The sequence below is a fragment of the Deefgea chitinilytica genome (assembly GCF_016881405.1).
In the GTDB taxonomy this organism is placed as follows: domain Bacteria; phylum Pseudomonadota; class Gammaproteobacteria; order Burkholderiales; family Chitinibacteraceae; genus Deefgea; species Deefgea chitinilytica.
Genome location: NZ_WOFE01000003.1, coordinates 63,511 through 87,590, shown reverse-complemented (window position 1 = coordinate 87,590; position 24,080 = coordinate 63,511). Strand labels below are relative to the sequence as shown.

The following is a 24,080-nucleotide window of genomic DNA, read 5'->3' as shown; positions in this document are numbered from 1 at the left end:
GTCCAGACCTCTTTATTTGAGTTTATCACGAAGGAGTTTAGTCATGAGTACCACTTACCTCACCACTGAAGAACTTGCTGCACGTATTCATTACGATGCGCGCACTATTCGCAATCAATTGGTTGATAACTGCCTTATTGAGGGCCGTCACTACATCAAACCATTCGGTCGTCGCAAATTCCTGTTCATTTGGGAGACCATTGAAAATGACATGCTGACCAAACAAGAAGACACCATTGCAATGCCTCTGGCAAGTTGAGGGGTACCAAAAATGGGAGCCATTCGAGCAAGGAAAGAAACCGGGCTGTTATTTATAGATTTTCGCTGGGAGGGGAAGCGATGCAGGGAGCAAACAAATCTGCGTGACAATGCAACAAACCGCAGAAAGCTAGAAAAAATGCTGCAGCAAATTGAATCTGAAATTAAGTTGGGCCGCTTTGACTATGCCCGCTTTTTTCCAGAGTCAAAAAGTGCCGAGAATCCGATCTTTAGCACATCACCAATTAAACCGGTTGGAGCTGCGCTAAACACGACCACAGAGGATGGTGCGGAGCAAAAAGGTCCACTCTTTAGCGCCTTTATTGAGGAGTGGTTAGTTGAAAGCCAAATCACCTGGCGGCGATCACATCAAGTGAATATTCGCGGCATGATTGATAAGTACTATTTGCCAGCATTTGGAACAGTTGGGGTCGGCAACATCACTCGCGCTGATTTGCTTAAATTCCGGTCTTCACTCGCCAAAGTAGCCGGCCGGAATGGCAATGTAACTCTATCTGCAAATCGTATTAACAAGATCATGGATCCGTTACGTCGGATTTTTGAGGAAGCCGCCGACCGTTATGACTTTACCACGCCTTTTGTGCGGATCAAACCGCTCAAGGTGCCGCGCTCTGATGTGCAGCCTTTTACGCTCGCTGAAGTGCGTCAAATTATCGATTCAGTTCGTCCTGATTTTAAGAACTACTACACTGTGCGTTTTTTTAGCGGAATGCGTACGGGTGAGATTGATGGCTTGAAGTGGAAATACGTCGATTTCGAGCGGCGCGTAATTATGGTGCGCGAAACGATTGTGGCTGGCGAAGAGGATTACACCAAAACCGATTCGTCTCAGCGTGATATCGCAATGTGTGGTCCGGTCTTAGATGCGTTAGAGAATCAATATCGGGCCACAGGGACTATGTCGGAATACGTATTCTGTAATTTGCAGGGCTTACCGATTGATCACAACAACATCACCAAGCGAGTTTGGTATCCCCTCCTCGCTCATCTTGGGCTAGAGAAACGTCGTCCCTATCAATCTCGGCACACCGCTGCAACGCTCTGGCTAGCGGCCGGTGAAGCGCCGGAATGGATTGCACGCCAGATGGGGCATGCCAACACCGAAATGCTGTTCAAAGTGTATTCGCGCTATGTGCCTAATCTGACCCGTCGCGATGGATCGGCTTTTGAGCGTTTGCTGCTGCAAGGTCAATCCAGTTTACCAAGCCAAGTTATCGACGCAATCAAGCAGGAGGTGCAAGCATGAGCGAGCACATCTATTTTGCCGAATCAGGCTTGCCCAAATTACGCCCTGATTATGCCGCAGCGCACACCATCAGTGTCGTACAGCGCTTGGTATTGCCATCAAATCACCCGACAGCAGTAAAGGAGTAAAGTCATGACCCCTACTTCAATCCTTGAACAAGCCGAATTAGGCAAACTGTATGGCCTGCATCGAATCAAAGGCTATTACCGACTCACAGGTTTATTGGCTCATTTAGATAACTACGGCCAGCCGTGGTGGCAAATCAGGCTTTCTGATTGCACTGGCACCTTGGTCGTTGAATATCGTCCCAGCGAATTAAGCTCGTTCAGCGCCAATGACTCGCCAGCAGCCTTGCCGTGGGGAATTCGTCATGGCGGCCTAGTTCAGCTTGAGGCCAAAGTAGCGCAGCAAGATGCCGGTTACTTTACGGGGCGAGTAGTGTGGCTTCAGCCAGTGCTTGAAGTTCGCATTCAGCCTATTTTGGCGAGATTACCGATTCTCTCTACTTTGCCACGCAGCCATTGTCCTCGCACTGAATTACTCGATCGATTAGTTCATCAAGTGCGAACACTCAAAAGTGATTGCTTAAAACGTTTTGTCAGTATGGTCTTGGAGCAATCGCATGTCGCCGTCGGCTTTCTCTCTGTACCCGCCAACTATCGGCATCATCATGCCTATGCTGGGGGATTATTGGCTCATTCGCTCGAAATGATGGCAACCCTGGCTGTCTTGCCATCGTTGAATGATCAAGAGCGTGAAGTCGCCATGGTAGCTGGACTATTGCATGATCTGGGTAAGGCTTGGACATTAAGTGCCGAAGGTGAGCCCACAGACCTCGGCTGCCTCGTCGCACATGAACACCTCACGCTGGAATTATGTGGACCCGCACTAATTTGGCTGGATCAACATGCGCCTGAACTAACTTTGGTTCTGCGGCATATTTGGTGCAATTTAACGCCTAGCACCCGATTTAATGCTCAGCCTGTTCTGCCCTTGGTACATGCAGTGCGAATGGCCGATCAATTGAGCGCCGATCAAGACCACAAACGATACAGGCCAAAGCGCTTCAATTTGACGACAGTAGCCAACGCCGATATTGAAGTATTCGGTGCATTGCATGGCTAAAGAAGATATCTGAGATCTGACACCATCAACGGCGCACAAAAGTGCGCCGTATCAATTTTGTGGGAATATCGATAATAATTTCCATCGAAATCGAGTGACCGCAAACCTGTGTTTAGGAATTATGCGCTGCAGTTCAGCTTATCGGCCATAACGGACTCTGGCAAGCATAATTTTCTCAACTGCAAGTTGCAAAGCAAGGTTTGTAAGCAGCTCGAGATACTCCCAGATCAGTTCGTCCATGCCAATGTATCAATGGAAAAGTCATTGAAGCTTTCATTATTATCGTTAAAGCAGCGCTTAACCGCACGCATGAAAACTATCGGCGAGCAATGATGAAGAATGGATAATTGAGCCTCCTGCGAAACAACCACCAACCAACCCTCTCCTGTTAGCTCGTTATTTTTTGGCGGCTGACGATCCATCGGGCCATCCTGCCACCAGATGCTTTCCACCATGGTTTTACCTGCTGAATTAATCCATCGAAATAAACCATCTTCAGACAGCGACCAACCAAGGCTCAGCGCAATTGCAGGATTGAACGCCAACCATTCTGTACCTCCGATAGCCACTTGCAGTGAACGACCATAAACGACCAGTGCAGGGTATTTGCTCACGCCATAAAGATCAAAGTATTCACTTGCATTCCAAATTGATTCATATGGAAAAAAATCGAATGCGCCTCTCAATTCATTTGTGTGCGGCCAGTCAGGATGACATGCCATGGAAAAGCGATACTCAGTTGGCACTGACCAATCCCATACCTTGAATTGCGACAGTTCGCCTACTACCAAATACCCGGCATCTAAGTTGGAGGCGAAACTCTCGAATGCCCCCTTTCGTCCCGTAATCCACTCCTCTTTTTTAGGGAAATGACCCATATTTTTTAGTGTGTCAACGACACTAGGACGAGCCACTGGCGCTTTTCCGGCAAGCCGCCAATCGTAACGATAAAGCTGACTGTAGGTAAACATCTGTGAATCCATATCTATCCGGCCAGCATCCACAAGTTCAGTAACAACTTGGCAAATTGAAGTGAGGGTATAGCGTCCATGTGTCCACCTAAGTTTATCGTGGACACGATCATCTCAAGGAACGATAACGCTATTCAACGTGGGGCGGCTGGATGCTTACAGCCGATGTGTCGATGCTGAAGCTGTAAAAATGAAGGCCGCAATCCATCAGGTAGCGGCCTTTATTCTTTTACGGTTTTACCTATATGGCTTGGCTTGCATTGAGCTGCACGCCTAGATTTGATGTCATAGGTCACCTATTCCAAAAACCTAAAACTTATTTGAACCTGAATACTAGCTGATGCGATGTCACGGTAATACACCAATGTGGAGTTACCATGAAATCGCACCACGCAAGTTTAGCTTTGTTGAGTAATGCCACCATCTGGGGCTTAGTTTGGTTGCCTTACCAACAGCTTGAAGTTTTGGCGTTTAGCCCTGCCTTGGCGCAGGTCGTGGTTTACAGCTTGGCGATTATTGCGGTGTTGCTATCAGGCCAGCAGTGGCGCGGCTTGGCAACATTGGCAAAACAACCGCGTTTATACGCTATCGCGGTAAGTACTGGGGTCGCCAATGTGGCGCTCGTCGTCGGTCTGGTTGAGGGCGATGTATTGCGAGTGATGTTACTGTTTTATTTGAACCCACTCTGGAGTGCATTACTGGCTCAGCGTTTTCTTGGTGAATCAATTTCTATCGGCGCAGCCATTCGTTTGGTGCTGCTGGGATTGGGGGCTTGTCTGGTGCTCAGCAGTACGCACACCACCCAAGCTCAAATGGTTGCTCCGGCAGATTTAGCGGGCTTGTTGGCTGGCTTGGCTTTTGCGACAACTAATGTTTTAACGCGACACTGTAAAGATGTTCCAGCCGCGCATTTGATGTTATCCGAGTGGCTAGGCTGCCTTATCGTTGCCAGTTTGGTCGCTTTCAATACCAATGGGCTTCACAGTAGCGGTTTGCAGAATATACAAGCGTGGCTTCTATTGGGAGTCTTGGTGCTTGGCATGCTGCTGGGTAATCTCGCTTATCAGTACGGCATGAAACGCGTTACAACACTGCAAGCATCCATGTTGTTGTCGATGGAGTTGCTGGTTGCAGCATGTTCGCATGCATGGTTTGGAGCCGGCGTATTCAGTTTACTTACGGCAGTGGGAATGATGTTGATGCTGGCATCCAATGCGCCACAATTGTATTTCTCGCGGCGCGGCGTTGCGCAGTCTTGAATAAATCTACAAAAACAAAGCCCTTGGCGCTGCGAACCAAGGGCTTTGGTATTTATGCCTGCCAATTACGGCTTGAATGCCTCTAGTTTTCAGCAGCTCTTTGACGCTCTTACTATGTGGCGCTAAAGCATATCGGCTCTGCGTCTCGGGGGCGTTTACAATAGCCATACCTGCGCGTTGCAGCAAATCGCGGATTTCCTGCTCAGAGCACTCTCGCGCCGCCAGCTATTCACGTTTTAATCGACCAAGCTACGCAGGTGTTTTTCAAAACGACTGTTTTGCCTGTTCAGTCACTTGTTCACTCACTGCTTAAATACTGTTATTCCTGCTCTTTGGCAAAATTCGCTACCCCGAAAAACCGGTTGATAATGCCGTGAATTTTCGTGCGGTACTCGGCGACAGTCATGTCTTTGCCGCGCAGGTATTTTTCCAAAATTCGAATAAAAACGACCGCTTGAAATGGCTTATCGTAATAGTCAAAGGCGTGCCCTAACTCTCTGACGATGTCCTCGGCATTGGTCATGAAATCCAGCACCTCAAACCGGCCATGCTTCGCGTCAAGATCAAACACAAAACGTGGAACCGACTTGCCCTCAATCCCTTCTTCGTACAGGCAAATAAACAATTCGCCATCAATATTGACCTCGTATAAATGCTGATGCTTCGGGGTGATCATGTTTTTCTCCTGCAAAGAGTGGAGTGCATTAATCGACACAACGTCGTTTCTTGCTTTTCAGTGCTTGGCCTTCCTGCTGCGAATCCAGCTCAGCCAGCCGCGCATTGACCTGCTCAGCGACTGCGCTCCAAACGGCTCGCAAATGCAATTCACGCTGTAGCACCGTATCTGCCGAGATCAATGAGGCCGCTTTTTGCATGCAGGAACGGCGGGACAATGCCCTTACGGCTTCATCGCGCGGAACGGGAGTGAGGCGGGCTGCAGCACGCAGCAGTGAATCCAGCCCGCTAGCCCTTTCTTCCCACGGATCGTAATCGGGAAACAGATGGCGAAGGCGCCGCCCAAGGCTGCTGCGGGTGGCTGAAAAAAACGGCAAGGCTTGGCGAACATGCGTCAGCGATACACGTTCGGCCTGCGCCATACAGGCAAATACCTGCGCGGCACGCAGCAAATACCGGCCTGAAAATACTGGCCAATCATCCAGCGACGTTTCGGCATCAAGAAGCATTGGGTGATCCTTTGAGTAGTGCAATAAGGCGATGCAGCCTTGCAAGACTGCATCGGTTTAGCCCTACATCGCATCACACCCCAAAAAGGTTCGGCTGTGGCAACACAGCCGGTGCAGCAATTACTGCGCCGGTATCAATTCCTGCACCAGTGCGCTGCTTTTCAGCAAATCGACATCCGCATCGGCCAAAGCAGCCAGTCCATATTGCCCGGCAGCATTCGGGCCACTGACGATTTCCATGCGCGCTCGCAACAGCAAATCGCGCAGTTGCGCTTCGGTAACATCAGGTGAAAAACTCACCAGCCAAGCAGCCTTACCGGGTATCTGCTCTCCGCCCCTGTATTGCGGTGCCTCTGGTTGCATACCCATCGGGTGCAATAGAATGCCTTGCGCAACCACAATCACCAGCGCCGCCATCACTGCCCAAGGCCGATTCAACGCGGCCCACCACATTTTCCAGCGAGATTTCCAGCGAGACGGCGCAGGGTTTTCTCGGCGCGGCTCGGGCTGCAACTGCGCAACAAAACGCTCCCATCGGTCGGCGGGCAAATCCAGCGGCGGGAGCGCCTCGCGCAAGCCCTCTTGCAAAGCCTGCAATTGAGTCAGCTCCTGCTGCCATTCGGGATGATCCGCCAGCAAATTGGCCAACCGGGCTTGCTCTGCCGCCTCAAGGCGATGGTTGCCTGCGTCAAACAGCAGGGCTTCAAATTCTTCGCGTGGCGTCATGGTCGGCTAATTCCTTTGCCGCGCAGGCATTGTTGCAAAGCCTGGCGTGCACGATTAAAGCGTGATTTCACAGTGCCTTCGGGTATCTCCAGCGTAGCGGCAATTTCTTTACCACTCATCCCGCCCACCCAGCCATGCAAGACCGTCTGCTCCAGCTCGCTGGGCAATTGCGACAGGCAATCGGCAATCGCCCTGCGGTTTTCACTATTTATCAGGCATTGCAGCGGGGTGGTTTCATCCGCTTCATCGTCGCTGGGCCCGTCTTGGTTCGCGTTGGCAGCATCATCCAGCTCCTCATCGCTCACCGTATTACGGTACGACTGGTTTTTGCGTAGCAATGAAGTTAGATAATTGCACGCACAGCGATACAGCCAGCCACGCAATTCACTCACGCTGGCCACGCGCTCCGGGACTTGCCAGAACGCCAGCAGCCCTTCCTGCAAACCAGCCAGCAAATCATGCGGGTGCAACCAGCCATGATGTAGCGCCAGATAAAACTTGCCGCGCAGCAAATGCAGCAAGCCCGGCTCAAGCCATGCGGCCAGTTTGCCCAGCGCCTGCGCATCGCGGCGGTGGATCGCCGCCAGCAAAACCTTGGCATCGTTATCATGCAACATCGTTGGTCAGTTCTTGTGCGGGGTAGAAAGAGGTCAATGTTACTTGGACTGCTCTGGGTGCAATAGACATTTCAAGCCTAAGAAAAATGGCCGTCAAAGGTCAGTTGTAGTTTCTGGCCCAGTTCGATTTTGCTTCCAACCTCTAGCTTCTTATAAGCACTTTGCAGTTGATTGCTTACGGTTGAAGGTGATACTTTCAGTGTACGGGCTGCTTCTTTGTAACTTAGCCCTTGCACCACCAAACGGGCGGCCCTTAATTCGGCCTCGGTCAAGCTAGGATAAAGGCGTTGACTTAGACGTATAAATAGTAAGCCCTGATCTAATTTTGCAGTAGCCAATAAAAATCTACCATAATAGCTTTCTCCTTGAAGCAATAGTTGCAACAAATCTTCGGGTAACAGTGGTGGAATCCAGCCTTCCCATTCTTGTTGCAAGAGTTTTTCTACACTCTCCTCCAGAAAATATAGCCGCCCATCTAGAGCCGAAATTAAGGTCAAACAGCCTTGCGCGGACTCTGCATGATGCAGACGCAGATTAATCTGATAGGCCACAAAAATGTGAGGTAAAAAGAAATCACACAGTTTCAGTTCATTGCTGGAAAAAGGCTGTGCGGGATTTGCACGATACAAGGATATCAGGCCTTGTTGACTCGTTCGAGTTGAAGCATGGGTGCAAAAGGTGAGAATGTGCGCCAGATCAAATTCATTCGCATGCCGATACAAATGGGGATGATTTGGGGCAAGCTCGGCCACTGCCAGAGTGGCTGAACGCTCTTTTTCATGTGTTGCTTGGGTCAGAATAGGGTCGACCTCTTTAATTGCGAGTCGCTTTTGCAATTTTTCAAGAGGTAATCTATCTAGATGCACGGCGGAGACTTTAAAAGTCTGAGGATCCAGCAGGCCATAAATCATCATTGATTTATCAAATGGTAACAATTGCTGCAGCAGTTCCGTGCACGCGTCCAAAAATGCAGCAGGAGTCAAGTTCTGGGCTTGCTCGTACATTGTCAACAATTGTTTCATATTGCCTCAGTGAAATAGAAGCGCTGAGTTTAGTGCTTGTATGGGCAAAAAACTTATCCATATCCATAGCAGCTAAATTTGCGAATTTACATAGTGTGGTCGCACTATATGCCGCCGATTTTGGAAATAATACCATCCCATAAAATAAACATGAATTACTCCACTGCATGTCATTAAATTTCGCAGTTGGGGATTAGCTGGAAAGCCGCGTTGTTGCTGAAACACAAGATCATGGAGAGGATGCGCCAACGGGAAGTTGATCGGTATCTGGCAGAAGTGCAGCATCGATTCAATCGGCGCATGAAATTGCCGTAGCTGATGCCGAGGCTGGCGTTTGCAGTGATGCATACGGTGCCGAAGCCCCGGTATGTAATTACGAGCGGTTTTGAAGTAGGGACATAATCAGGTTTTTTTATCTTTGACAAATAAAGCTGGTTTATGAGCCATGTTGGCGTTATTGATATCATCCCCCCATATTTCATGGCCTCATGATTGAACCATTTTCCGTGCGGTGCGATGTGTGTAGTGAAAAGCAGCATCTCAGGCATATTGGAGAATAGAGACAGATCCATGACCAACATTACTTATCGACAATTACTCGATCTGGTAGCCGGAAAACAGAACCGGCAGCTCATCACGCTGATCGAAGCCGACCCCACGCTACTACAGCTGGGCGATGGGCAGTGTAGCGGCATTCTGATTTATGCACTGCAATGCAAAAACCATGCGCTAGCGGATTATCTCATCACGCATCACCGTGCTGGCGTGCAGTTCGAGCTCAATAAACGCAGTAAAAACGGCTTTAGTATCCTGTTTCATCCCGTGATGCTGGGCGACGTCGAAAGCGTACGGCTACTGGTCGAAAAAGCCGGGTTTGACATCTGGAATGCCAATCACGCCGGCATCACCTTGGTCGACTTGGCCATAGAACACTCGCGTTTCGTGTATTACCTGATGCAGAACAAAGGCTGGCTAAACCAATGGCCACGCCCGACTACACCTGCCGGCATTTATCGACAGGAGTCACTGCAATGACAGCGTTCAAACAGCTTGTAAATTACGCGATCTGGCTCGCGCTACTTTGGATAGCTAGCCAGCCCACCTACGCGGCTGGCCGCTATGCACTATTGATCGGCAATGCCGCATACGACCAGCCGCTGGTCAACCCGGTGAACGACGCGCGCGCCATGGCCAGCCAACTGCAACAGCTTGGTTTTGACGTTACATTACAAACCGACCTGAAACGCGATGCGCTTTTGCAGCAAGTAGGCCAATTTGCGCAGCGGGCGCAAGGTGCCGAGCTGGCGCTGGTGTTTTATGCTGGGCATGGCGCACAGGGTGGCGACAGCAATTATCTGGTACCGGTGGATTTACCTACACGCACGCTGAGCCGGCAAAGCCTGCAACGCGGTGGCTACGATGTGAATCAGCTACTGGGCGAGTTGCAACGCAACCATGTGCAGGCGGGCGTGCTGATGATCGACGCCTGCCGTGTGGTTTACCAGCGCGGCGATACGCCGGATTTGTCGTTGCAGGGGCTAAAAGCCGCCAGCGCCCCGAAAGGCTATGTGCTGGCGTATTCCACCTCGCCCGGTGGTCGCGCCAGCGATTACTGGAGCCGCGAGAGTAAAAACAGCCCCTACACCTACGCGATGCTCAACGAGCTGGCCAAACCTGCGCAGCCGCTTGAAACGCTATTGAAAAACGTCGGCAACCGCGTCGCCACGCTGACGCAGCACACGCAAATCCCGTGGTACAGCAGTAGTCTGACCGGCAATGCGCTGCAATTGAATCCCGGCAAAACACTGGCCAGCAGCACATCGACCGCCAAAATCACCACCGGTGGCAGTCGTGGCTCAGCGGTATGGGACAGTGTCAAACTGTACGACTGGGTCATTGAAATCCGCCAGCAAAAGCTTGACCCGTATCTAGACCGCAAAGCGCTGAAAAACCGCGCCAATGCTGGCGACGTGGTCGCGCAAACCGGCTGGGCCATGCTCAACCAACCCGCCGCCGAGCGCAAAAAATGGCTGGAACGCGCCGCCGCACAGCAATTCCCGCTCGCGCAGATGTACCTGGGCGAATGGTATCTGGACAACGAGCGCAACGCCGCAGGCCGGCAGCAAGCCGAAGTCTGGCTGAACAAGGCCGCCGAATTCTACCCACCCGCCCGCGCCACGCTGGCTGACCTGTACCTGCAACAAGGCAACCGCAGCGGTGCCGACATCGCACTAAAAGAGCTAGGCGGCTCAGCCATGGGGTATATCAATCAACTCAAAAACAAATCAGGCCCACCGGCCATTACCAGATAGGGGTATATAACAATGAAATCATTCGCACTTGCACTCACACTACTGGCTCTCACCCACGCAGCCCACGCCGCCGACGAAGTGAAATTCCGTACCAGCTTTGAAACCAGCGGCACAATCCTGCGCAATATCGTCAACGAAGCCTGCATCGACGGCGTGGTGTATCTGGTGTTCCAGAGCCAAGGTAGCAATGTCAGCCTGCCACAGGTGAGCACTGCCGTGACGCCGAAACTGCAAGCCAGCGGTAAACCGGCCACCTGTACACCCGAACAGAATTTGCGGCATTAAAATTGATAATTAATATGGCAATACGGGTCGCAAAGGTATTATTTTATCAACCAAATAAAGCAGTGCAACTTCCAAAAATTTATAATGCAATGACTTTCAATCGCTTACTTCGGAATATCTAGGCCATTCAAGTTTTGGTGACTAGGTTAAAACACGTCAGCACAAACATATCACACGCAACCATTTAAAAAGGAAATCCACCAATAAATATAATTTTCATATAGCCATAAAATATTGAGACAAGCTCAAATAAAACACAGTTACACCTTTTACTTTAAAATAGAGAGATCATGAAATGAGCAATAGCTTCCAAACCGTCGGAATCAAACAGAATGTAAGAGTTGAAGAACTAGAGGGCTTCTATAGAATTCACTTTAAAAGTTCAAAAGCAGGCGTAAACAATCCGTTAGCCAATGGTCAACTCGTACCGCTGCAACTTATATGCGGCACGCTGGGGGGGTTTCTGACTATTATGGGAGGAATTGTGGATCATAATTTTGGAAGTTTTCTTGCAGGATTACTCCTCGCATCACCCTTTTTATTATTTATCCACCTCCGCAGGCCAATTTGGAATTGGCTTGATGTTTATCCGGGGCAGGGCATTAAAGTCGGCGACAAATCAATTGCACACAATGTAATTGACTCATTTTACACGCAACGTCGCGCGGCAGGTTCAGGCTTTTATGCAGCAGCTAAGGTTACAGGCACTGATGTTCCGCTAACCGGACTTTGCACTCAGGAAGTAGCGGAAAGCGTAAACACGAAGGTAATCCAAGCTTTGAATTCCTAAGTAGTCACGCATAACTGATCGGAGCTCATGAAATTGGGCGGGCACGCTCCTTCATGAAATTCAAAATGCTTGTATGGCACTACTTAACAAAGCCAAATGAGCGTAAATGTTACCACCGATGATTTTTTGACCCGAATGCTGAAATTCGACTAACCCACCCCAGAATCGACTTTTCAAATACATTTGAATCGCTTGCTTCGTAATGCCTTGGGTAAATCAAATATCGGCAACTGGGTTAAAAATACGTCGGCACGAACACAACAGGATTGGAAATGGATTTAAACAAAGCCATAGGACTAATGCTGATTGCGGCATTTATTTACAAACTAGTTGATAAATTTATTCTGAAGCGCAATTCTTCTGGTGAAGACAAAATCTTTGAGTTTCCGCCGCCGGTGTATACCCCAAACACCAATCCATTACCAACAAGTGGGGGTCATTTTTCGTCGGATAATAACTTGCGGGCATCCCTGCGCAAAGCGCTGGATTTATTGTCCGACCAAGACTTCACACTGGATATTCGTGAGAATTCAGCCGAACCCCGTGGCTTCGATTTCAAAATCAGGATTAAAAACAGACCTCAAATGGTAGCGGATCATCCTCATCCTCTTACTGCCATGGTCGATGCGATGGAGCAACTCGTATTTCGCGCCTGCGCATACCCAGGCCGTAACGATCAGGAGTACAAGTTCGAAATATTCACTCATACAGAAACCGCTCAACACCTGTCCAGACAAGAAATGCTGGAGAAAATTGCCGAGACAAACGCGGTGCATATGCAGTTACAATTCTCTGCACTGGATGACCACTTCATCATGAGCTTTGCCATGTTCATGCCCAAGTCCATCACACCCCATCAACTGGCAGACATTATTCTTTCGTTCACTACCACCGCAGCAAGGTACATAGTAGAAGACAATCAACTTAAGCCTTCTGGCTTCATGCCTGAAAGCCCATTTTTTGCCTGACAGGCACCCCATTTCCTGCTCGACATTACCGAACGGGAAAATATGGTCAGCGACCACTGGCCAGCCACTTCAAACTACAAAGGATAAAACATGAGCAATATTCAAAACCAGACAAATAGCCAGCAAGCTGAGCAGCAAACCATCGATCAACTGGAAGGCCAGTGCATTGAACTTGGCACCCTTGAAACACTGACCCAAGTGTATGCCGATGGTGGCAATCGTGATGGTGGGTATGTTCAGGGCAATAATTATTCGTACAACTGATATGCACTTGCCATCCCCTTCACTTCGCTGGTTATCACTAAATGACACGGTGTATTGCCTGGATATTTCGTCCGGAAAATACAAGGCGCTGCTGAAGGGGGCGGCTAAAGCGTGGGTGAAATGGCTGGGGCCTCGTACCTCAGCCCATCCACCTTCGAGTCCATGTGATCCAGCGTACCTTGATTACTTTGAGTCCTGTGGGCTACTCAATGCGTCCAAATCGAATGCGCCACTCACAGAAACCATTAAAATCCCTTTTTGGCTTGGATTCGAAATCCGAAGCTGGCTGATAGCCGCATTGCTGAAAAAAAAGGTTAAGCAACAACGGTACGAAAATATTTTAACCCATCCGGTAATTGAAGTTAGCGGGTCAATACCGTTGGTGAAAATAATGAAAAAATTTCGCCGCACCGAATTATTGCTAAGGCTAGGTAAATTTGAGCAAGATTGTTTTTATCGCGCACTGCTTTTATATAACCTGCTCAAAAGTTATGGGTATTCTCCTCTTTTTAGAATCGGCATCAAAACTGCGCCTTTCATGGCGCATGCCTGGGTGGAAATGGACGGAAAACCGTTTCTCGACACCGAGGACAATGTTTCACGCTTTACCCCGATGCATGACATGCCAGCATGATTGATTGCTCTTTCTTTAAAGATGCGCGATCCTATATTGCTACATCGTCGGTTTATTTCTGTGGCTACGCATACTCCTCACTGCCCGAGTATGCCAACATTTACGATGGCACATTGCTGGAACTCATTCTCAAACAGCATGCACCAGCCAGACTTGCGGAAATTGCGCATGGCAAATGGGTTGCCGTTATTGCAGATAAAAATTCCATTTTTCTTGCTTGCGATTTATATGCGCAGGCTCAATTGTTTTACACCGAAAATGCTGGGCATTTGCATATTGCCAACAGTCTGGATCGCTTGATCCAGAATGGCCACCATGAATTTGAGCATCAGTATATTTCGCAAATGGCAAACAATACGGTTGGATTGTCCAACTTTACGCCTTATCGTGGCATATACAGACTGGCTCCCGGCCAATGCATCATTTTTTCTCGTGGGCAAAAGCACATTGTTCGAGGCGAAGCAAAATTTCGCAAATTACCGATCCCGGACAATCTGGAAGATTGCGCAATTACAATGCGACATCTTGTCGAAAATGGCTTAAAGCAAAGCCTGCGCGGCATAACAAATCCAATTTTCGAGTTATCTGGAGGTTTGGATTCCTCTACCGTCGTTGCAGCACAAAAATCAATTTCAGATCAAATACAAACACTGACATGGAATATGCCCGGCGACGATGATGGCAAATATGCCGAGATTTTTTGCAGACACCATCAATTATCTTTCAATCCAATTGATGTTTCCAAATTCCCAATTACGATCGAGCAGCCGCCTTGCGGCGAGCCTGGCAATGAATTTTCGCAATTTCTCGGCAATTACCTGACTGGTTTGACGCAAAAAAGAGAGAAGCTTTGCATTATAACTGGCGTAGGTGGCGACAATATATTTTGGGCGCGTGGAATTCCTCCATATTGGCTTAACCGTACATTGGCTAACAAAGGTATTGCCGCAACACTGACACTTTGCAAACAAGGAAATGACCACCGATTTAGCTCAAGATCCGGGTTGTCTCTATTTCTCCAGTATGCAATAAAGCCAACATTTTTACCTTGGCGAACCGAGAATCTATTTATAAAAATATTCCGCGGACTGACTCTTGAGCCAACCATTGATTTTTTTTCATATCAGTTGGCAATTACCATGGCAAATCGTTGTTTCGTCAATCACCTCAACCCACAGCTTGATTTCAGAAATCCTTTACTCCACTTTCCGCTTGTTGAATACTGCTGCTCCTTCGCTGGCCATTTTGAAAAACAGCTGCGGGAAGGTCGTTTGGTGCAACGTGAGGCTTTTAAAAATGAACTGCCGACAGAAATACTCGAAAGAAGCAGCAAAGGTGGTGATCTTCAACGCGAAATGGAATTTTTAACCAATGCAGGCACAATCAGTGAACTTTGCAACTCACCTTTTGTTACACGGCTTGGGCTAATCAATAAAGATCAATGGAAAGAGCTTCTAAAGCATGCCAGTGCAGGCCATTTCCAAAATTTGTCCCAGTTTGACTTCCTGCTCAAGCTCGAAATCTGGCTTAGAAATAACTCACACAAATTTCTTAATCTTTAATGAAATCACAATAGTCAACGACAACCTTGATCCTCCAAGGTCAGGGTAAATCGCACTGGGTTTCGCGGTTTCATCCAGATAACTCTCATAATGTGCCAACCATTTTGACGCCATGGTACAAGCCAAAACAGCTAAGTTGGAGATGCGCTTGTCACCCTAAAAGTTGGCCGACTCCAGTCGATACATCGCTCGGCGCTGAGTATGCATCGCGTGATGCAGCTATTGTTGTGGCACACTGAATTTGGCCACCTGATTATAGGTGTTATGCTGCACCTCATAAGCAATTAGGTGACTCAATGAACAACAAAACCAGACCCACATTCACGCCTGAATTTCGCCTAGAATGCGCGCAACTTGTGCTCGACAAAGGCTATTCCGTTCGACAAGCCGCTCAGGTGTTGTCGCCGACCGAAAATTGACCCACAGGGCTGCGGATAAAACCTTGGACTGGTTTTAACTTATTCAACCAAACCTCACCCCGTAGTTGTTAGTCGCGTCACTGTTAGCGCCACACGTCGTTCAAGTAATAATGCAATTTGCTCAACAATCGGTTGATTTGCAAAGGATTCACGAGATTGAAGTTCTCTCGCGGCAAGGGGAAGGCGTTTGCAGAGTTCGAGCACTCGCTTCCTGGTTTGAGCGACCGAGAGACCTGCTGACTGTGCAAACTGATCCCAGTGTCGTGCCTGTACTTCGCTAAACTTGTACTTGCTACCTATTTTCATGGCCATTTTTGGCGTCAAATCCGCATAAACTGCGGTCGATAATAAATCGTAGAATGGCGCTAAAACAGGCATCTTATCGCGATAGAGTAGTGAAAAATTCTTTCCATGGGCATCATGATTGCCAATAAGCGCATTGAAAATGACGATATCGAGCAGCCTGAGTACATGCAAAGCACTCGGCTTTGTGGCGCGGCGTACTAATTCAAAACACTGGGCCAGATCAGGCCCACCTTCGTTTTGATATTTCATTTCCGGCACAACGGCGAGTGCTTGGCAAAAGTCCTCTTGATGCAAACGCTGCAATTGCCCTGCATGATCTACCGTGCGGTCATAGCGTTCGACAAGCAAAAATGATTGCGCGCCAACAGAGTGAATCTGCACCTTGGCCGATTGCAACCCCATCAACTCAGCCAAAGACATGCAAAATGCTTCATTGACAACGCTGTCACTAATCCCCGCGATGGCTGGTTTTAAAATATGCGAGCTGGGTGCGCCTGCGCGCGGCAGTCCAATACGATTACCATCAAATACGACAGGTAATTTATCTTGCGCACCTGCCAATGACAGCCGCAAACCATCTTGACCTGCCAGCATCGGCCGACGTGGCAACAGCTCCAGAATGTTGAGCAATTCATGATCACTCAGCCACTGGACCGACCCTTTTTCTGTCGTTATGGGTAAAGTCTGTTCGGGCGCCAAGAAGGTCACTGCGCCCGCGCACTCGCCACCAATCCTATCGAGCAGTGCAAAATCATTTTGTTTCGAGACCTGAAACTGCTTGGCAATGAGTTGCCGCATTTGCCCTTCAGGTAAAAGCCCGGCAAAAAAAGGCCTAGTCACTACATCGTCAAACGCATTGGTTTGCAAAGGCAGTGCAATTGAAAGTGGTTTTGCATCAGGGTGAGCCAACCATGCGGCATGGTATTGGAAGCTCAATCGGCCATTGACCAGCGAAAGCGTGCCCACACGGTCTTGAAACAGCCAAACCTCAAGTTCATGCGCCATCTGAGTTCCCCTCTGGTGGAATTGGCAAACCGCTAATCTGGAGGGTTCCACCGAGCGCATCGATGACACGCAATACCGTTTCCAATCTGAGCGTCGGTTTACCCGCTTCAAGATCAACAATAAAACGAACACCAACCCCAGCAGCGAGTGCCAGTTGAGGTTGCGTCAAGCCTAGCTGCTTGCGGGCAGATCTGATCGCAGAACCTAAGTGCAGAGGTGTTTGAATTTGAGTAATCATCTTGAGTAAGTCGAGTTTCCCGTTCGGGAATTATAGCCAGATCAAGGCCGATTTCAATACGAAATTTCCCGTTCAGGAAATTAAGGGATTTCACTCGGATGAATACATGAAAATTTCCCGATCGGGATTGTCTTGAGGCGCGTGGCCTACGCGCCCTCGAGAGCTTGACCTTGTTGTCGAGTTTCAGATTCTTCGGCCAACATAAGTCAATTTTCGTTGCTAGATTGTATCAGTAGGTCGCCTGAAGAGAGTGACTCTGGATTTAAATTCAGTTCGTCAATCGGTGTTAAATGGAGTAACTCACCAGACATTCGCGTGATTTTAGCGCCAATCGTTTGTGTCTTTTTGATGAAGTCGATTTTCACATTTTTGCGAGACTGAGCCATGTCAACAATCAGGCTTTCCTGTTCGATAGCATATTTAAGGGTAATAATGATTTTGTTATTTGTGTGCAATATAATTTCAAAATTCGCATAGTTCTGTTGCTTGATCGTGCCAACTGCAGACTCTTCGACATCATAAATTAATGTCGTGTTAATTGCTTCTAATGGCTCAACAATGATTGGTATTTCACCGAAACCGACTGGGATTGGATTTTCTAATTTCATTCTAGCTCTTAGGAATTGTGTTATATCTCCATTTTCATTTTTCGCAGCTTGCGAGGCGATTAAAGCATCATATTTTTGTGTATCTCCTTTCGCGAGTGCAGCATAGAGTTCATCAGTCAAATCGATAAAGCGTCTAAGCTTTGAATTGAAGTTTTCCGCAATATGATCGGCATCTTCGAGCAATTCTCCGCTTGTACGAACAGTGGCCTCACTGAAGAACTTTCCTTTCATAATCCTAATTTTTCGGCTTTCAATGTAATTCTTGCCGACTAATGCAAAAAGAATTGCATTAGCTTGTTTATTGTAACTATGTACCTCCTCTTCAATATAAACAATCTCATCGCCCAAAGATTCTGCATTGATTGATAGTGGGATTTTTGATTGAGTTTCAAATTTATTGCCCATTCTTATTCTCCGTATTGGCATTTTCATCAAGTGCTATTCTTATTGATGTTAAGAACATCAGTCGATGGAATTGAACCATTCCAATCGCACTCGATGAAGGATTGGCTTCATTTTTTCTAAATTGCAGAAATAGTTGTGGTGCGATAATTCGACCGTGTCGTCCCATTACACTACTTCTATATCGTTGATTTCGTTGTAGAACGAAATCAACGTTCGCCTTCAATTTAGAATCATCGTATCGCTGATTTAATGAGGCTACAATACCGCTTGAATTGAATATACGCAAAAACGCAATGAACGTATCGATATCACAGCTTTTATGTACGTAAGCACCCGCATTTTTGTTGCTGTAGTTCTCTTTCCATACATTTAAAGCATCTTTTACTAGATTTTGAGTAAGGTTGAGTGTCTCAAATTTGTTGAATAGCTGTTGATAATTTGAATCTTGATGTCGATTTTTTTTAAAACGAGCCGAGCTGAAGTGACGAATGAGATCAAACTGAAGATATTCGGCGAGTTCATTCGCCAAACTTGAAATAGTATTCACTTTTTCCTTTGATATACAGTAATGCTCGGCGATCTCAGTGCGGGGCAGATTTTGTTGCAAATTCACGAGAATACTTTCGAGCGTGCTTAATGATATTCTTTTCGTCACACTCGGCGCTGAAGGTAGGCAATCGGCATCCGTTAAGTCCGGCAAAATGCTCGGCGTATATACTGACCAATCGCTTGACGCGATTAGCCGCGAAAGAATGCCTCTTCGCAAACTATTTTCATTGGATCCAGCACGCAATTTCAATTGCCTGACTAATCCGCAAGACAGTCCGCTCCACGCGGCAATCTGGGCCATCTTGATGTTCGTTGGCAATCGGCTGGCCATGCTGTTAGCGAGTAATAAATCGCTCGAATGCGTGTAACTCTCAATGGAGGTTTCTATTTTTGCATGACCCAAGTGTTGCGAAATGGCATATAGAATGCGCCGCGTGACGTGTGTAATGCCAAGCCAATGCTGATATAAAACCTTTGAGTCAGATCCGAACCACTCTTGCAACCTAGATATATTGCCGCTCGGATTGTGGACTGCACTCGCAATTGCCGCACTTGCAAAGGTATGTCGCGCGTCATGAATGCGCACCGATTCATCCCCAGTCGCCAATTTGAGCGCGTATAGAACTCGCTGCGTAATAAACGCGCGATGTACTAATTGATGCGGATTGTCGGGCTGGCAAAAAAGAGGAATGCTTTGCCCGTCAAATCGATGCTCAAGATTACGTATACGATTGAAGAGTAGATCTTGTTCGGTTTGTGTCAGTGTCCAACATGGCGCTTGTCGAGTGCCCGCACTTGATTTTGGACTTCCCAGTTGATTACTGTGGATATACAGAACGACGTTTTCACCAACACGAACGACGTCACAAGTCATCAAGCGTAAGACTTCTCCTACGCGTAAACCAAAGCGAAACACCAAGATCAGCATCAAGCCTTGAAGCTGTTGCTGCTCCAGCGGTTGACTTGGATCGGTTAACAATAATTGCAGTGCTTTTTCATATTCATTAAAAAGGATGATTTGTGCTTGCGTTTTTTGTGCGGCGCCTTGGTATGCAGGATCGAGAGCGCAAAGATCGAGTTCATCATGCCCAATGGCCTGAACACAAAAGTCATGAAAATATCGCAAACGCTTCGCACGTCGAACCCGTAAAGCCGGCGATGCATGATCAAGTGCTTGCACATAAATTTGCTCAAGGTCTTCGGCATCAAGCTCCGTCCAATTTAGGTTCGCAGTCAGTTCAAGCAACGGTTCGGCGGCACTGTGAACGTAATCGAAAACTGTCGAGATGGCATTCGGCTCGCTGTTTGTGCGACGGTGCAGCTGAAATTTTGCATACTCCGCAATCACAAACATCAGGCTCGAGATTTTGTTCGCATCCCATTGATTGCTTAGAATATCAATTTGCTTTGAGATTTCTTTGCGAGATTCAGGCCTTTTGCCATCGTCTTGACTTTTATTGCTGCGAGAATGGGCCTCCATTAAAAGCGCCTTGAGGTCCGACAACGCTTTCTTGCTGGATGCAAAATGGCCTGTTTGGCCTCGTTGAATCAACGCAGGCTCAGAGTCAGTTTCTAATTTCTCACCCATTACCCGTTTCCCGCTCAATAGACGGATCAGATTACTTCTGGGAATTGCCCAAGGTTTTTGCTCACCCGCCACGTAGCCGCACAAAAAACCTGGGATATGCATTCTCATCCAGCTCCGGAGGGCTTTCATTGCAAATGGTGTAATGCGGGATTGATTGTTGAATTCCAACTCAGGGCATTGGACATCGAAACGCAAATTTCGCATTAAAATTCGATGCATTTCCTTGCTTATGGTCGCCCAACTTGGTCGCTTTTCACTCTTAGGTATGCGTAGGATAAAAATCGTACTAAAAAAATCTGGCCAGTATCGAACCCGACGTTCACCATCTCGCCACTCTAGCCACAGGTGATTTTGATAGTAAGTCACGCTTGTATTGAATTGCTCATAGAGCAGTGCTTGCTGGCGCGGATCAACTAGTCCTGAAAAAACAGCAAGACTGAGCATGAGCCAAGCAAATTGCCGTTCAATCGGTTCTTGTTCAAACTCACCAGGGATGGCGGTTAGAAGCGAGGCCCGTAACCATTCGCCTCTTTCAATCCAAACCAAATCGTCGGCCTGAAAGGGGCTGGGCTCGACCGTGCAATCTAATGTAAAGCCGAGAGTTTGTGCTCCCGCTATATTGCTTCCTGCAACCCTCAGATATCGAATAAAACAGTTAATGGCTGCCGCTTGTTTTTGCTGATTCCGTGAGTAGGCTTGCTGTATTTTTTGCTGTATTGCGTGCTGCAGACTCAAATCAGTCATCAATACTTGCCGACTTTTTGATCCTAAGGTTTCGTTAATCCATGTTCGCAAGTTTTGCATGAACTCCGCACGGTTTAACTGCGCCTGCGTGCGAGGCAAGCTGGGTAAAAATTGAACCTTGGCCAAACGTAGATTGGGCACTCGCACTTTCCGTATCGGCAATAGTCCTGTTGCGACTTCAAAACCTAGTTTAAGTAGCCAACGATCTGCGGCCTCATCCCACTCATGCTGGATCGCGGTCGGTGCAGTTAGCATTGAATTTGACCATGCTTGTTGCCCCAACTGAATATGTCCCGCCGCGCAAGAGATCCATTCGCCTGGCACCCCCATTTCACGCAAACCGCTAACAAACCAATGCCGCGAGGTATTTCTAGGCAGTTCAGTGGGCAGTTTTAGGAGTTGCCAAAGACGCTTACTTCCCAGTGGGCTTATTGGCTCGCTAACTTCGTGTGGTAATTCAAAAAACAATGGGAGTTCAAGATTGGGCTGGCTCAAGTCTGCACATGATCCAATTTGTTCAGCCAAAATAGGATCAAATTTGTTCATGCACTGTGCCAAGCCCATTAAATGCTGCTGATAGTTTTTCTGTTGTTGTTGTGCAATTGGGCTGAGCCGAACAAGCCTTGCTTGATGGGCATCATCAATGACTTTGTCGCATAACATGGCCCATTCGGCACTGAGTGTCGCCCGATTGAAGCTAAACTTTTCAGCTGGGCGATGGCCTGTCGCGCACAGTAAAACCCAAAGCGTGTAAGCTGCAAAGTCATTATGGATTTGCGAGAGAGCCGAGAAACTAGCAGCGCTGTCGTTGCTGAATTGATTAAACGATGTCAGCCATCCCTTAATGTGCGCTGCATGCGCAGTCGGCTCCCAAAACAGCCGGGACCCATAGCGCAAATCATCAGTATCGAGCTTTTTGCTCGGCAGACCGATTTTTTCCAGTGCGTCTTGGTAACGAGAGATGAGGGTCTGCTGCGGTGCCGAGTAATAGTACAACGCCACAGAAGGTGAATGCTCATCGCTATTAATCACCAAGCTGCTATTAATATCGTCCCCCGAATTTTGCATCAATACATCAAAAAGAATGGCGCGCAGACGCGCGGGGCGGACTCTGACTTTTCGATTTCTGGCTCGTACTTGCGTTAAATATCCCCGCATGACGTCTTCAATTTGCTCGGCACGCTTCATTTTGATGATATCGGCTAGCACCCCCGTCTTGCTCCCACATAGATCACTTAGTAGTTGAATCGCCAGTTCGGGTAGCGGGAGCCGATGCTGCTCGGTAAATGGCGCAAGTATTTTTTGCTGTTGCTCGTTGGGTTTGAAGCGCCCTGGCAGAGTAGGAAACCTCCGCATCCACGCCGCTTCTGAGATGCACAACTGCAAATATTCAGCGTGTGGGTCAAAATGATTGACGATTCTGATGTCACCCAACTCTTGATAATTCAAGCCGCAAACGATCGACAGTACGCAGAGCATGACTGCTATTTGTGAATCAGGCTGATCACTATCCTGATGAAGAAACTCAATGATCTCGCGCGTTTCAAATCGGTTTAAATGTGGCCATGCCCATGGCAAAAATTGATTGTCCATGGCGCTTCGATAGCGGGCGCTTCGTAACCTAGCAAAGCGACCATCACGACCGACGTATTTGGAATCGCCATCATCATCGACGGGCAATTCGATGGAGATTTCAACTTCTGGTTCGTCTCCAACATCGCTCACTTCCGGCTGTCGATACTTGACGTTTATGAATGGGGCCGACAGCGGAGGGTGAATGCCATCATTCTCTTCAATTCGTCTCGTCGTTGCACTAGGTTCTTGCGTTTCCGTTTGGGGGGTGGGTCGTAGATTCGGTTGGCGACGATATCTGGAGAGTTTTGATTGAGTTAAGGCCGCATTTAGAATCTGAAGACCATTTGCAACGGCCTGTACGGACTGATTTTTTGAGGTAATAAATGCGTGGTGAATGGCTGATAGAGTTGCTGCGGGATTGTCTGCTAAGTCTGGCCAAGAAACCGAGTCATCACGTTCAGATAGTAATTTTCGGATTTTTCCGCACAGCGTTTCTAAATCGGTCGGAATATGCTGGTCGGAATCCTGCCGAGGATGATTGCTTTGCCAAACAAATAAACACGCCAATAAGAAATACATGCAACTGAGCTGTTGCGACGGCGGTAGCAAGACGCTTTCGGTCCAGCAGGCCAGAACGATGTGCTTTGAGAATTGACCATGAAGAGGATTGTTTTTATTTTTTGCTGACACGGTCTCTGGAATAAAACGACTTCTGTCACGTGCTAGCTGTTGAGCAAGGCCCTGTATGGTGGCACGAAGGTCAAACTGGTCATCGTGGCGGATGTAGTCATCGATCCATGGCTGGAGGGTGCAAATCTTATCTAAACACTTTATGGCTTTTGGCAAACCATCGATGGAATGCTTGAGACCCAATATTGCCGTGATCAAATATCGGACTTGGTCTACATCAGCGAATGCGGGATCAACCTTCGAAAGGACTGATGCAAATTGCTCGGCGGTAGTTGTGCTCATTGAATGCGAGGAGATAGGTTAGGTTATGGTCTTTATCATGATAGTAAACGTTACAAGATCTGCAGTATTGTTTTGGTTTTTGTAATTTATCGATCTGGCCATAACATTAAACTTATATAAAAGTAAATCTAATCAAAAGCTTGGATCTGGTTCATATTTACATGACTATGGTTATGTAAGGTATGAGCGATTAAAAATATGAGGCTAAGTTATTATTCTGGTGGCAATAGCCTTATGCTTTTTCCTGGCAGGGCATTCCTTCTCATTTTGTCATCGCCCTTCCTCATGGGGGTATAAAGGAGAGATTTCTGATCGGCTCTGCGGCTAAGCAGGTGCAGAAAATCCTTACCAACATGCGGATTTTGACAAAAAATAGCAAAGTGCACCTAAAATCCGCACGATCGGAAGGATTTGTTGCTGGGTGAAG

23 protein-coding genes and 1 pseudogene are annotated in these 24,080 nt (G+C 47.8%); 14 read left to right on the top strand and 10 right to left on the bottom strand.

Annotated elements, in window-relative coordinates; genetic code table 11:
• The first annotated feature begins 43 nt into the window (after window positions 1–43).
• From GM173_RS08365 to GM173_RS08355, 4 genes are read left to right on the top strand one after another with little or no spacing between them, the layout of a single operon-like run.
• Window positions 44–259 carry a hypothetical protein gene (locus GM173_RS08365; protein WP_203570926.1) on the top strand — a complete coding sequence of 72 codons (216 nt, stop codon included), beginning with the start codon at window positions 44–46 and terminating at the stop codon, window positions 257–259.
• 12 nt (window positions 260–271) lie between these two features.
• Window positions 272–1,525, top strand: a complete 1,254-nt coding sequence (locus GM173_RS08360; protein WP_203570925.1) for an Arm DNA-binding domain-containing protein — start codon at window positions 272–274, stop codon at window positions 1,523–1,525.
• The gene (locus GM173_RS16200; RefSeq protein WP_275412341.1) at window positions 1,522–1,653 is read left to right on the top strand and encodes a hypothetical protein; all 132 of its coding nucleotides are present in this window, start codon (window positions 1,522–1,524) and stop codon (window positions 1,651–1,653) included. Before GM173_RS08360 ends, GM173_RS16200 begins: the two co-directional genes overlap by 4 nt.
• Before the next feature lie 4 nt (window positions 1,654–1,657).
• Window positions 1,658–2,650 carry a TraI domain-containing protein gene (locus tag GM173_RS08355; RefSeq protein WP_203570924.1) on the top strand — a complete coding sequence of 331 codons (993 nt, stop codon included), beginning with the start codon at window positions 1,658–1,660 and terminating at the stop codon, window positions 2,648–2,650.
• A gap of 227 nt (window positions 2,651–2,877) precedes the next feature.
• Here the strand turns inward: GM173_RS08355 and GM173_RS08350 are convergent, their stop codons facing one another.
• Window positions 2,878–3,621: a hypothetical protein gene (locus GM173_RS08350; RefSeq protein ID WP_203570923.1), complete on the bottom strand. Its 744-nt coding sequence runs from the start codon at window positions 3,619–3,621 to the stop codon at window positions 2,878–2,880.
• 377 nt (window positions 3,622–3,998) lie between these two features.
• Between GM173_RS08350 and GM173_RS08345 the strand changes: the two genes are divergently transcribed.
• The gene (locus GM173_RS08345; protein WP_203570922.1) at window positions 3,999–4,880 is read left to right on the top strand and encodes an EamA family transporter; all 882 of its coding nucleotides are present in this window, start codon (window positions 3,999–4,001) and stop codon (window positions 4,878–4,880) included.
• Between the two features lie 319 nt (window positions 4,881–5,199).
• Here GM173_RS08345 and GM173_RS08340 read toward each other — a convergent pair whose 3' ends face one another.
• The 5 genes from GM173_RS08340 to GM173_RS08320 form a co-directional block, all read right to left on the bottom strand.
• A complete protein-coding gene (locus tag GM173_RS08340) occupies window positions 5,200–5,556 on the bottom strand; it encodes a hypothetical protein (RefSeq protein ID WP_203570921.1) in 357 nt (118 codons plus the stop codon).
• Window positions 5,557–5,584: 28 nt separating this feature from the next.
• Window positions 5,585–6,064 carry a hypothetical protein gene (locus tag GM173_RS08335; RefSeq protein ID WP_203570920.1) on the bottom strand — a complete coding sequence of 160 codons (480 nt, stop codon included), beginning with the start codon at window positions 6,062–6,064 and terminating at the stop codon, window positions 5,585–5,587.
• A 120-nt stretch (window positions 6,065–6,184) separates the two neighbouring features.
• Entirely contained in the window at window positions 6,185–6,790 is a 606-nt protein-coding gene (locus GM173_RS08330) for a hypothetical protein (RefSeq protein ID WP_203570919.1), read from the bottom strand.
• A complete protein-coding gene (locus GM173_RS08325; RefSeq protein WP_203570918.1) occupies window positions 6,787–7,407 on the bottom strand; it encodes an RNA polymerase sigma factor in 621 nt (206 codons plus the stop codon). The genes GM173_RS08330 and GM173_RS08325 overlap by 4 nt, the downstream gene beginning before the upstream one ends.
• Window positions 7,408–7,484: 77 nt before the next feature.
• Window positions 7,485–8,429: a helix-turn-helix transcriptional regulator gene (locus GM173_RS08320; RefSeq protein ID WP_203570917.1), complete on the bottom strand. Its 945-nt coding sequence runs from the start codon at window positions 8,427–8,429 to the stop codon at window positions 7,485–7,487.
• Between the two features lie 570 nt (window positions 8,430–8,999).
• On the opposite strand from GM173_RS08320, the gene GM173_RS08315 reads away from it, so the two are divergent.
• The 9 genes and pseudogenes from GM173_RS08315 to GM173_RS08275 form a co-directional block, all read left to right on the top strand.
• The gene (locus tag GM173_RS08315) at window positions 9,000–9,464 is read left to right on the top strand and encodes an ankyrin repeat domain-containing protein (protein ID WP_203570916.1); all 465 of its coding nucleotides are present in this window, start codon (window positions 9,000–9,002) and stop codon (window positions 9,462–9,464) included.
• Entirely contained in the window at window positions 9,461–10,741 is a 1,281-nt protein-coding gene (locus GM173_RS08310; protein WP_203570915.1) for a caspase family protein, read from the top strand. Before GM173_RS08315 ends, GM173_RS08310 begins: the two co-directional genes overlap by 4 nt.
• A gap of 12 nt (window positions 10,742–10,753) precedes the next feature.
• Window positions 10,754–11,026, top strand: coding sequence for a hypothetical protein (locus GM173_RS08305; RefSeq protein WP_203570914.1), 273 nt, complete (start codon window positions 10,754–10,756; stop codon window positions 11,024–11,026).
• A 295-nt stretch (window positions 11,027–11,321) separates the two neighbouring features.
• Window positions 11,322–11,816, top strand: a complete 495-nt coding sequence (locus GM173_RS08300; protein ID WP_203570913.1) for a hypothetical protein — start codon at window positions 11,322–11,324, stop codon at window positions 11,814–11,816.
• Window positions 11,817–12,088: 272 nt separating this feature from the next.
• On the top strand, window positions 12,089–12,784 hold the full coding sequence (locus GM173_RS08295; RefSeq protein WP_203570912.1) for a hypothetical protein: 696 nt from the start codon (window positions 12,089–12,091) through the stop codon (window positions 12,782–12,784).
• Between the two features lie 90 nt (window positions 12,785–12,874).
• Window positions 12,875–13,048 carry a hypothetical protein gene (locus GM173_RS08290; RefSeq protein ID WP_203570911.1) on the top strand — a complete coding sequence of 58 codons (174 nt, stop codon included), beginning with the start codon at window positions 12,875–12,877 and terminating at the stop codon, window positions 13,046–13,048.
• Between the two features lies 1 nt (window position 13,049).
• Window positions 13,050–13,682, top strand: a complete 633-nt coding sequence (locus GM173_RS08285) for a lasso peptide biosynthesis B2 protein (protein WP_203570910.1) — start codon at window positions 13,050–13,052, stop codon at window positions 13,680–13,682.
• Window positions 13,679–15,244: an asparagine synthase-related protein gene (locus GM173_RS08280; RefSeq protein WP_203570909.1), complete on the top strand. Its 1,566-nt coding sequence runs from the start codon at window positions 13,679–13,681 to the stop codon at window positions 15,242–15,244. The genes GM173_RS08285 and GM173_RS08280 overlap by 4 nt, the downstream gene beginning before the upstream one ends.
• A 296-nt stretch (window positions 15,245–15,540) precedes the next feature.
• Window positions 15,541–15,648, top strand: a pseudogene (locus GM173_RS08275) (transposase); the annotation flags it as partial.
• A gap of 69 nt (window positions 15,649–15,717) precedes the next feature.
• Here GM173_RS08275 and GM173_RS08270 read toward each other — a convergent pair.
• The 4 genes from GM173_RS08270 to GM173_RS08255 all read right to left on the bottom strand — a co-directional run bounded on the left by GM173_RS08270 (window position 15,718) and on the right by GM173_RS08255 (window position 23,653).
• Window positions 15,718–16,974 carry a type II toxin-antitoxin system HipA family toxin gene (locus tag GM173_RS08270; protein ID WP_203570907.1) on the bottom strand — a complete coding sequence of 419 codons (1,257 nt, stop codon included), beginning with the start codon at window positions 16,972–16,974 and terminating at the stop codon, window positions 15,718–15,720.
• A complete protein-coding gene (locus tag GM173_RS08265) occupies window positions 16,964–17,212 on the bottom strand; it encodes a helix-turn-helix transcriptional regulator (RefSeq protein ID WP_203570906.1) in 249 nt (82 codons plus the stop codon). The genes GM173_RS08270 and GM173_RS08265 overlap by 11 nt, the downstream gene beginning before the upstream one ends.
• A gap of 206 nt (window positions 17,213–17,418) precedes the next feature.
• On the bottom strand, window positions 17,419–18,225 hold the full coding sequence (locus tag GM173_RS08260) for a hypothetical protein (protein WP_203570905.1): 807 nt from the start codon (window positions 18,223–18,225) through the stop codon (window positions 17,419–17,421).
• The gene (locus GM173_RS08255) at window positions 18,215–23,653 is read right to left on the bottom strand and encodes a site-specific integrase (protein WP_203570904.1); all 5,439 of its coding nucleotides are present in this window, start codon (window positions 23,651–23,653) and stop codon (window positions 18,215–18,217) included. Before GM173_RS08255 ends, GM173_RS08260 begins: the two co-directional genes overlap by 11 nt.
• Between the last annotated feature and the right edge of the window lie 427 nt (window positions 23,654–24,080).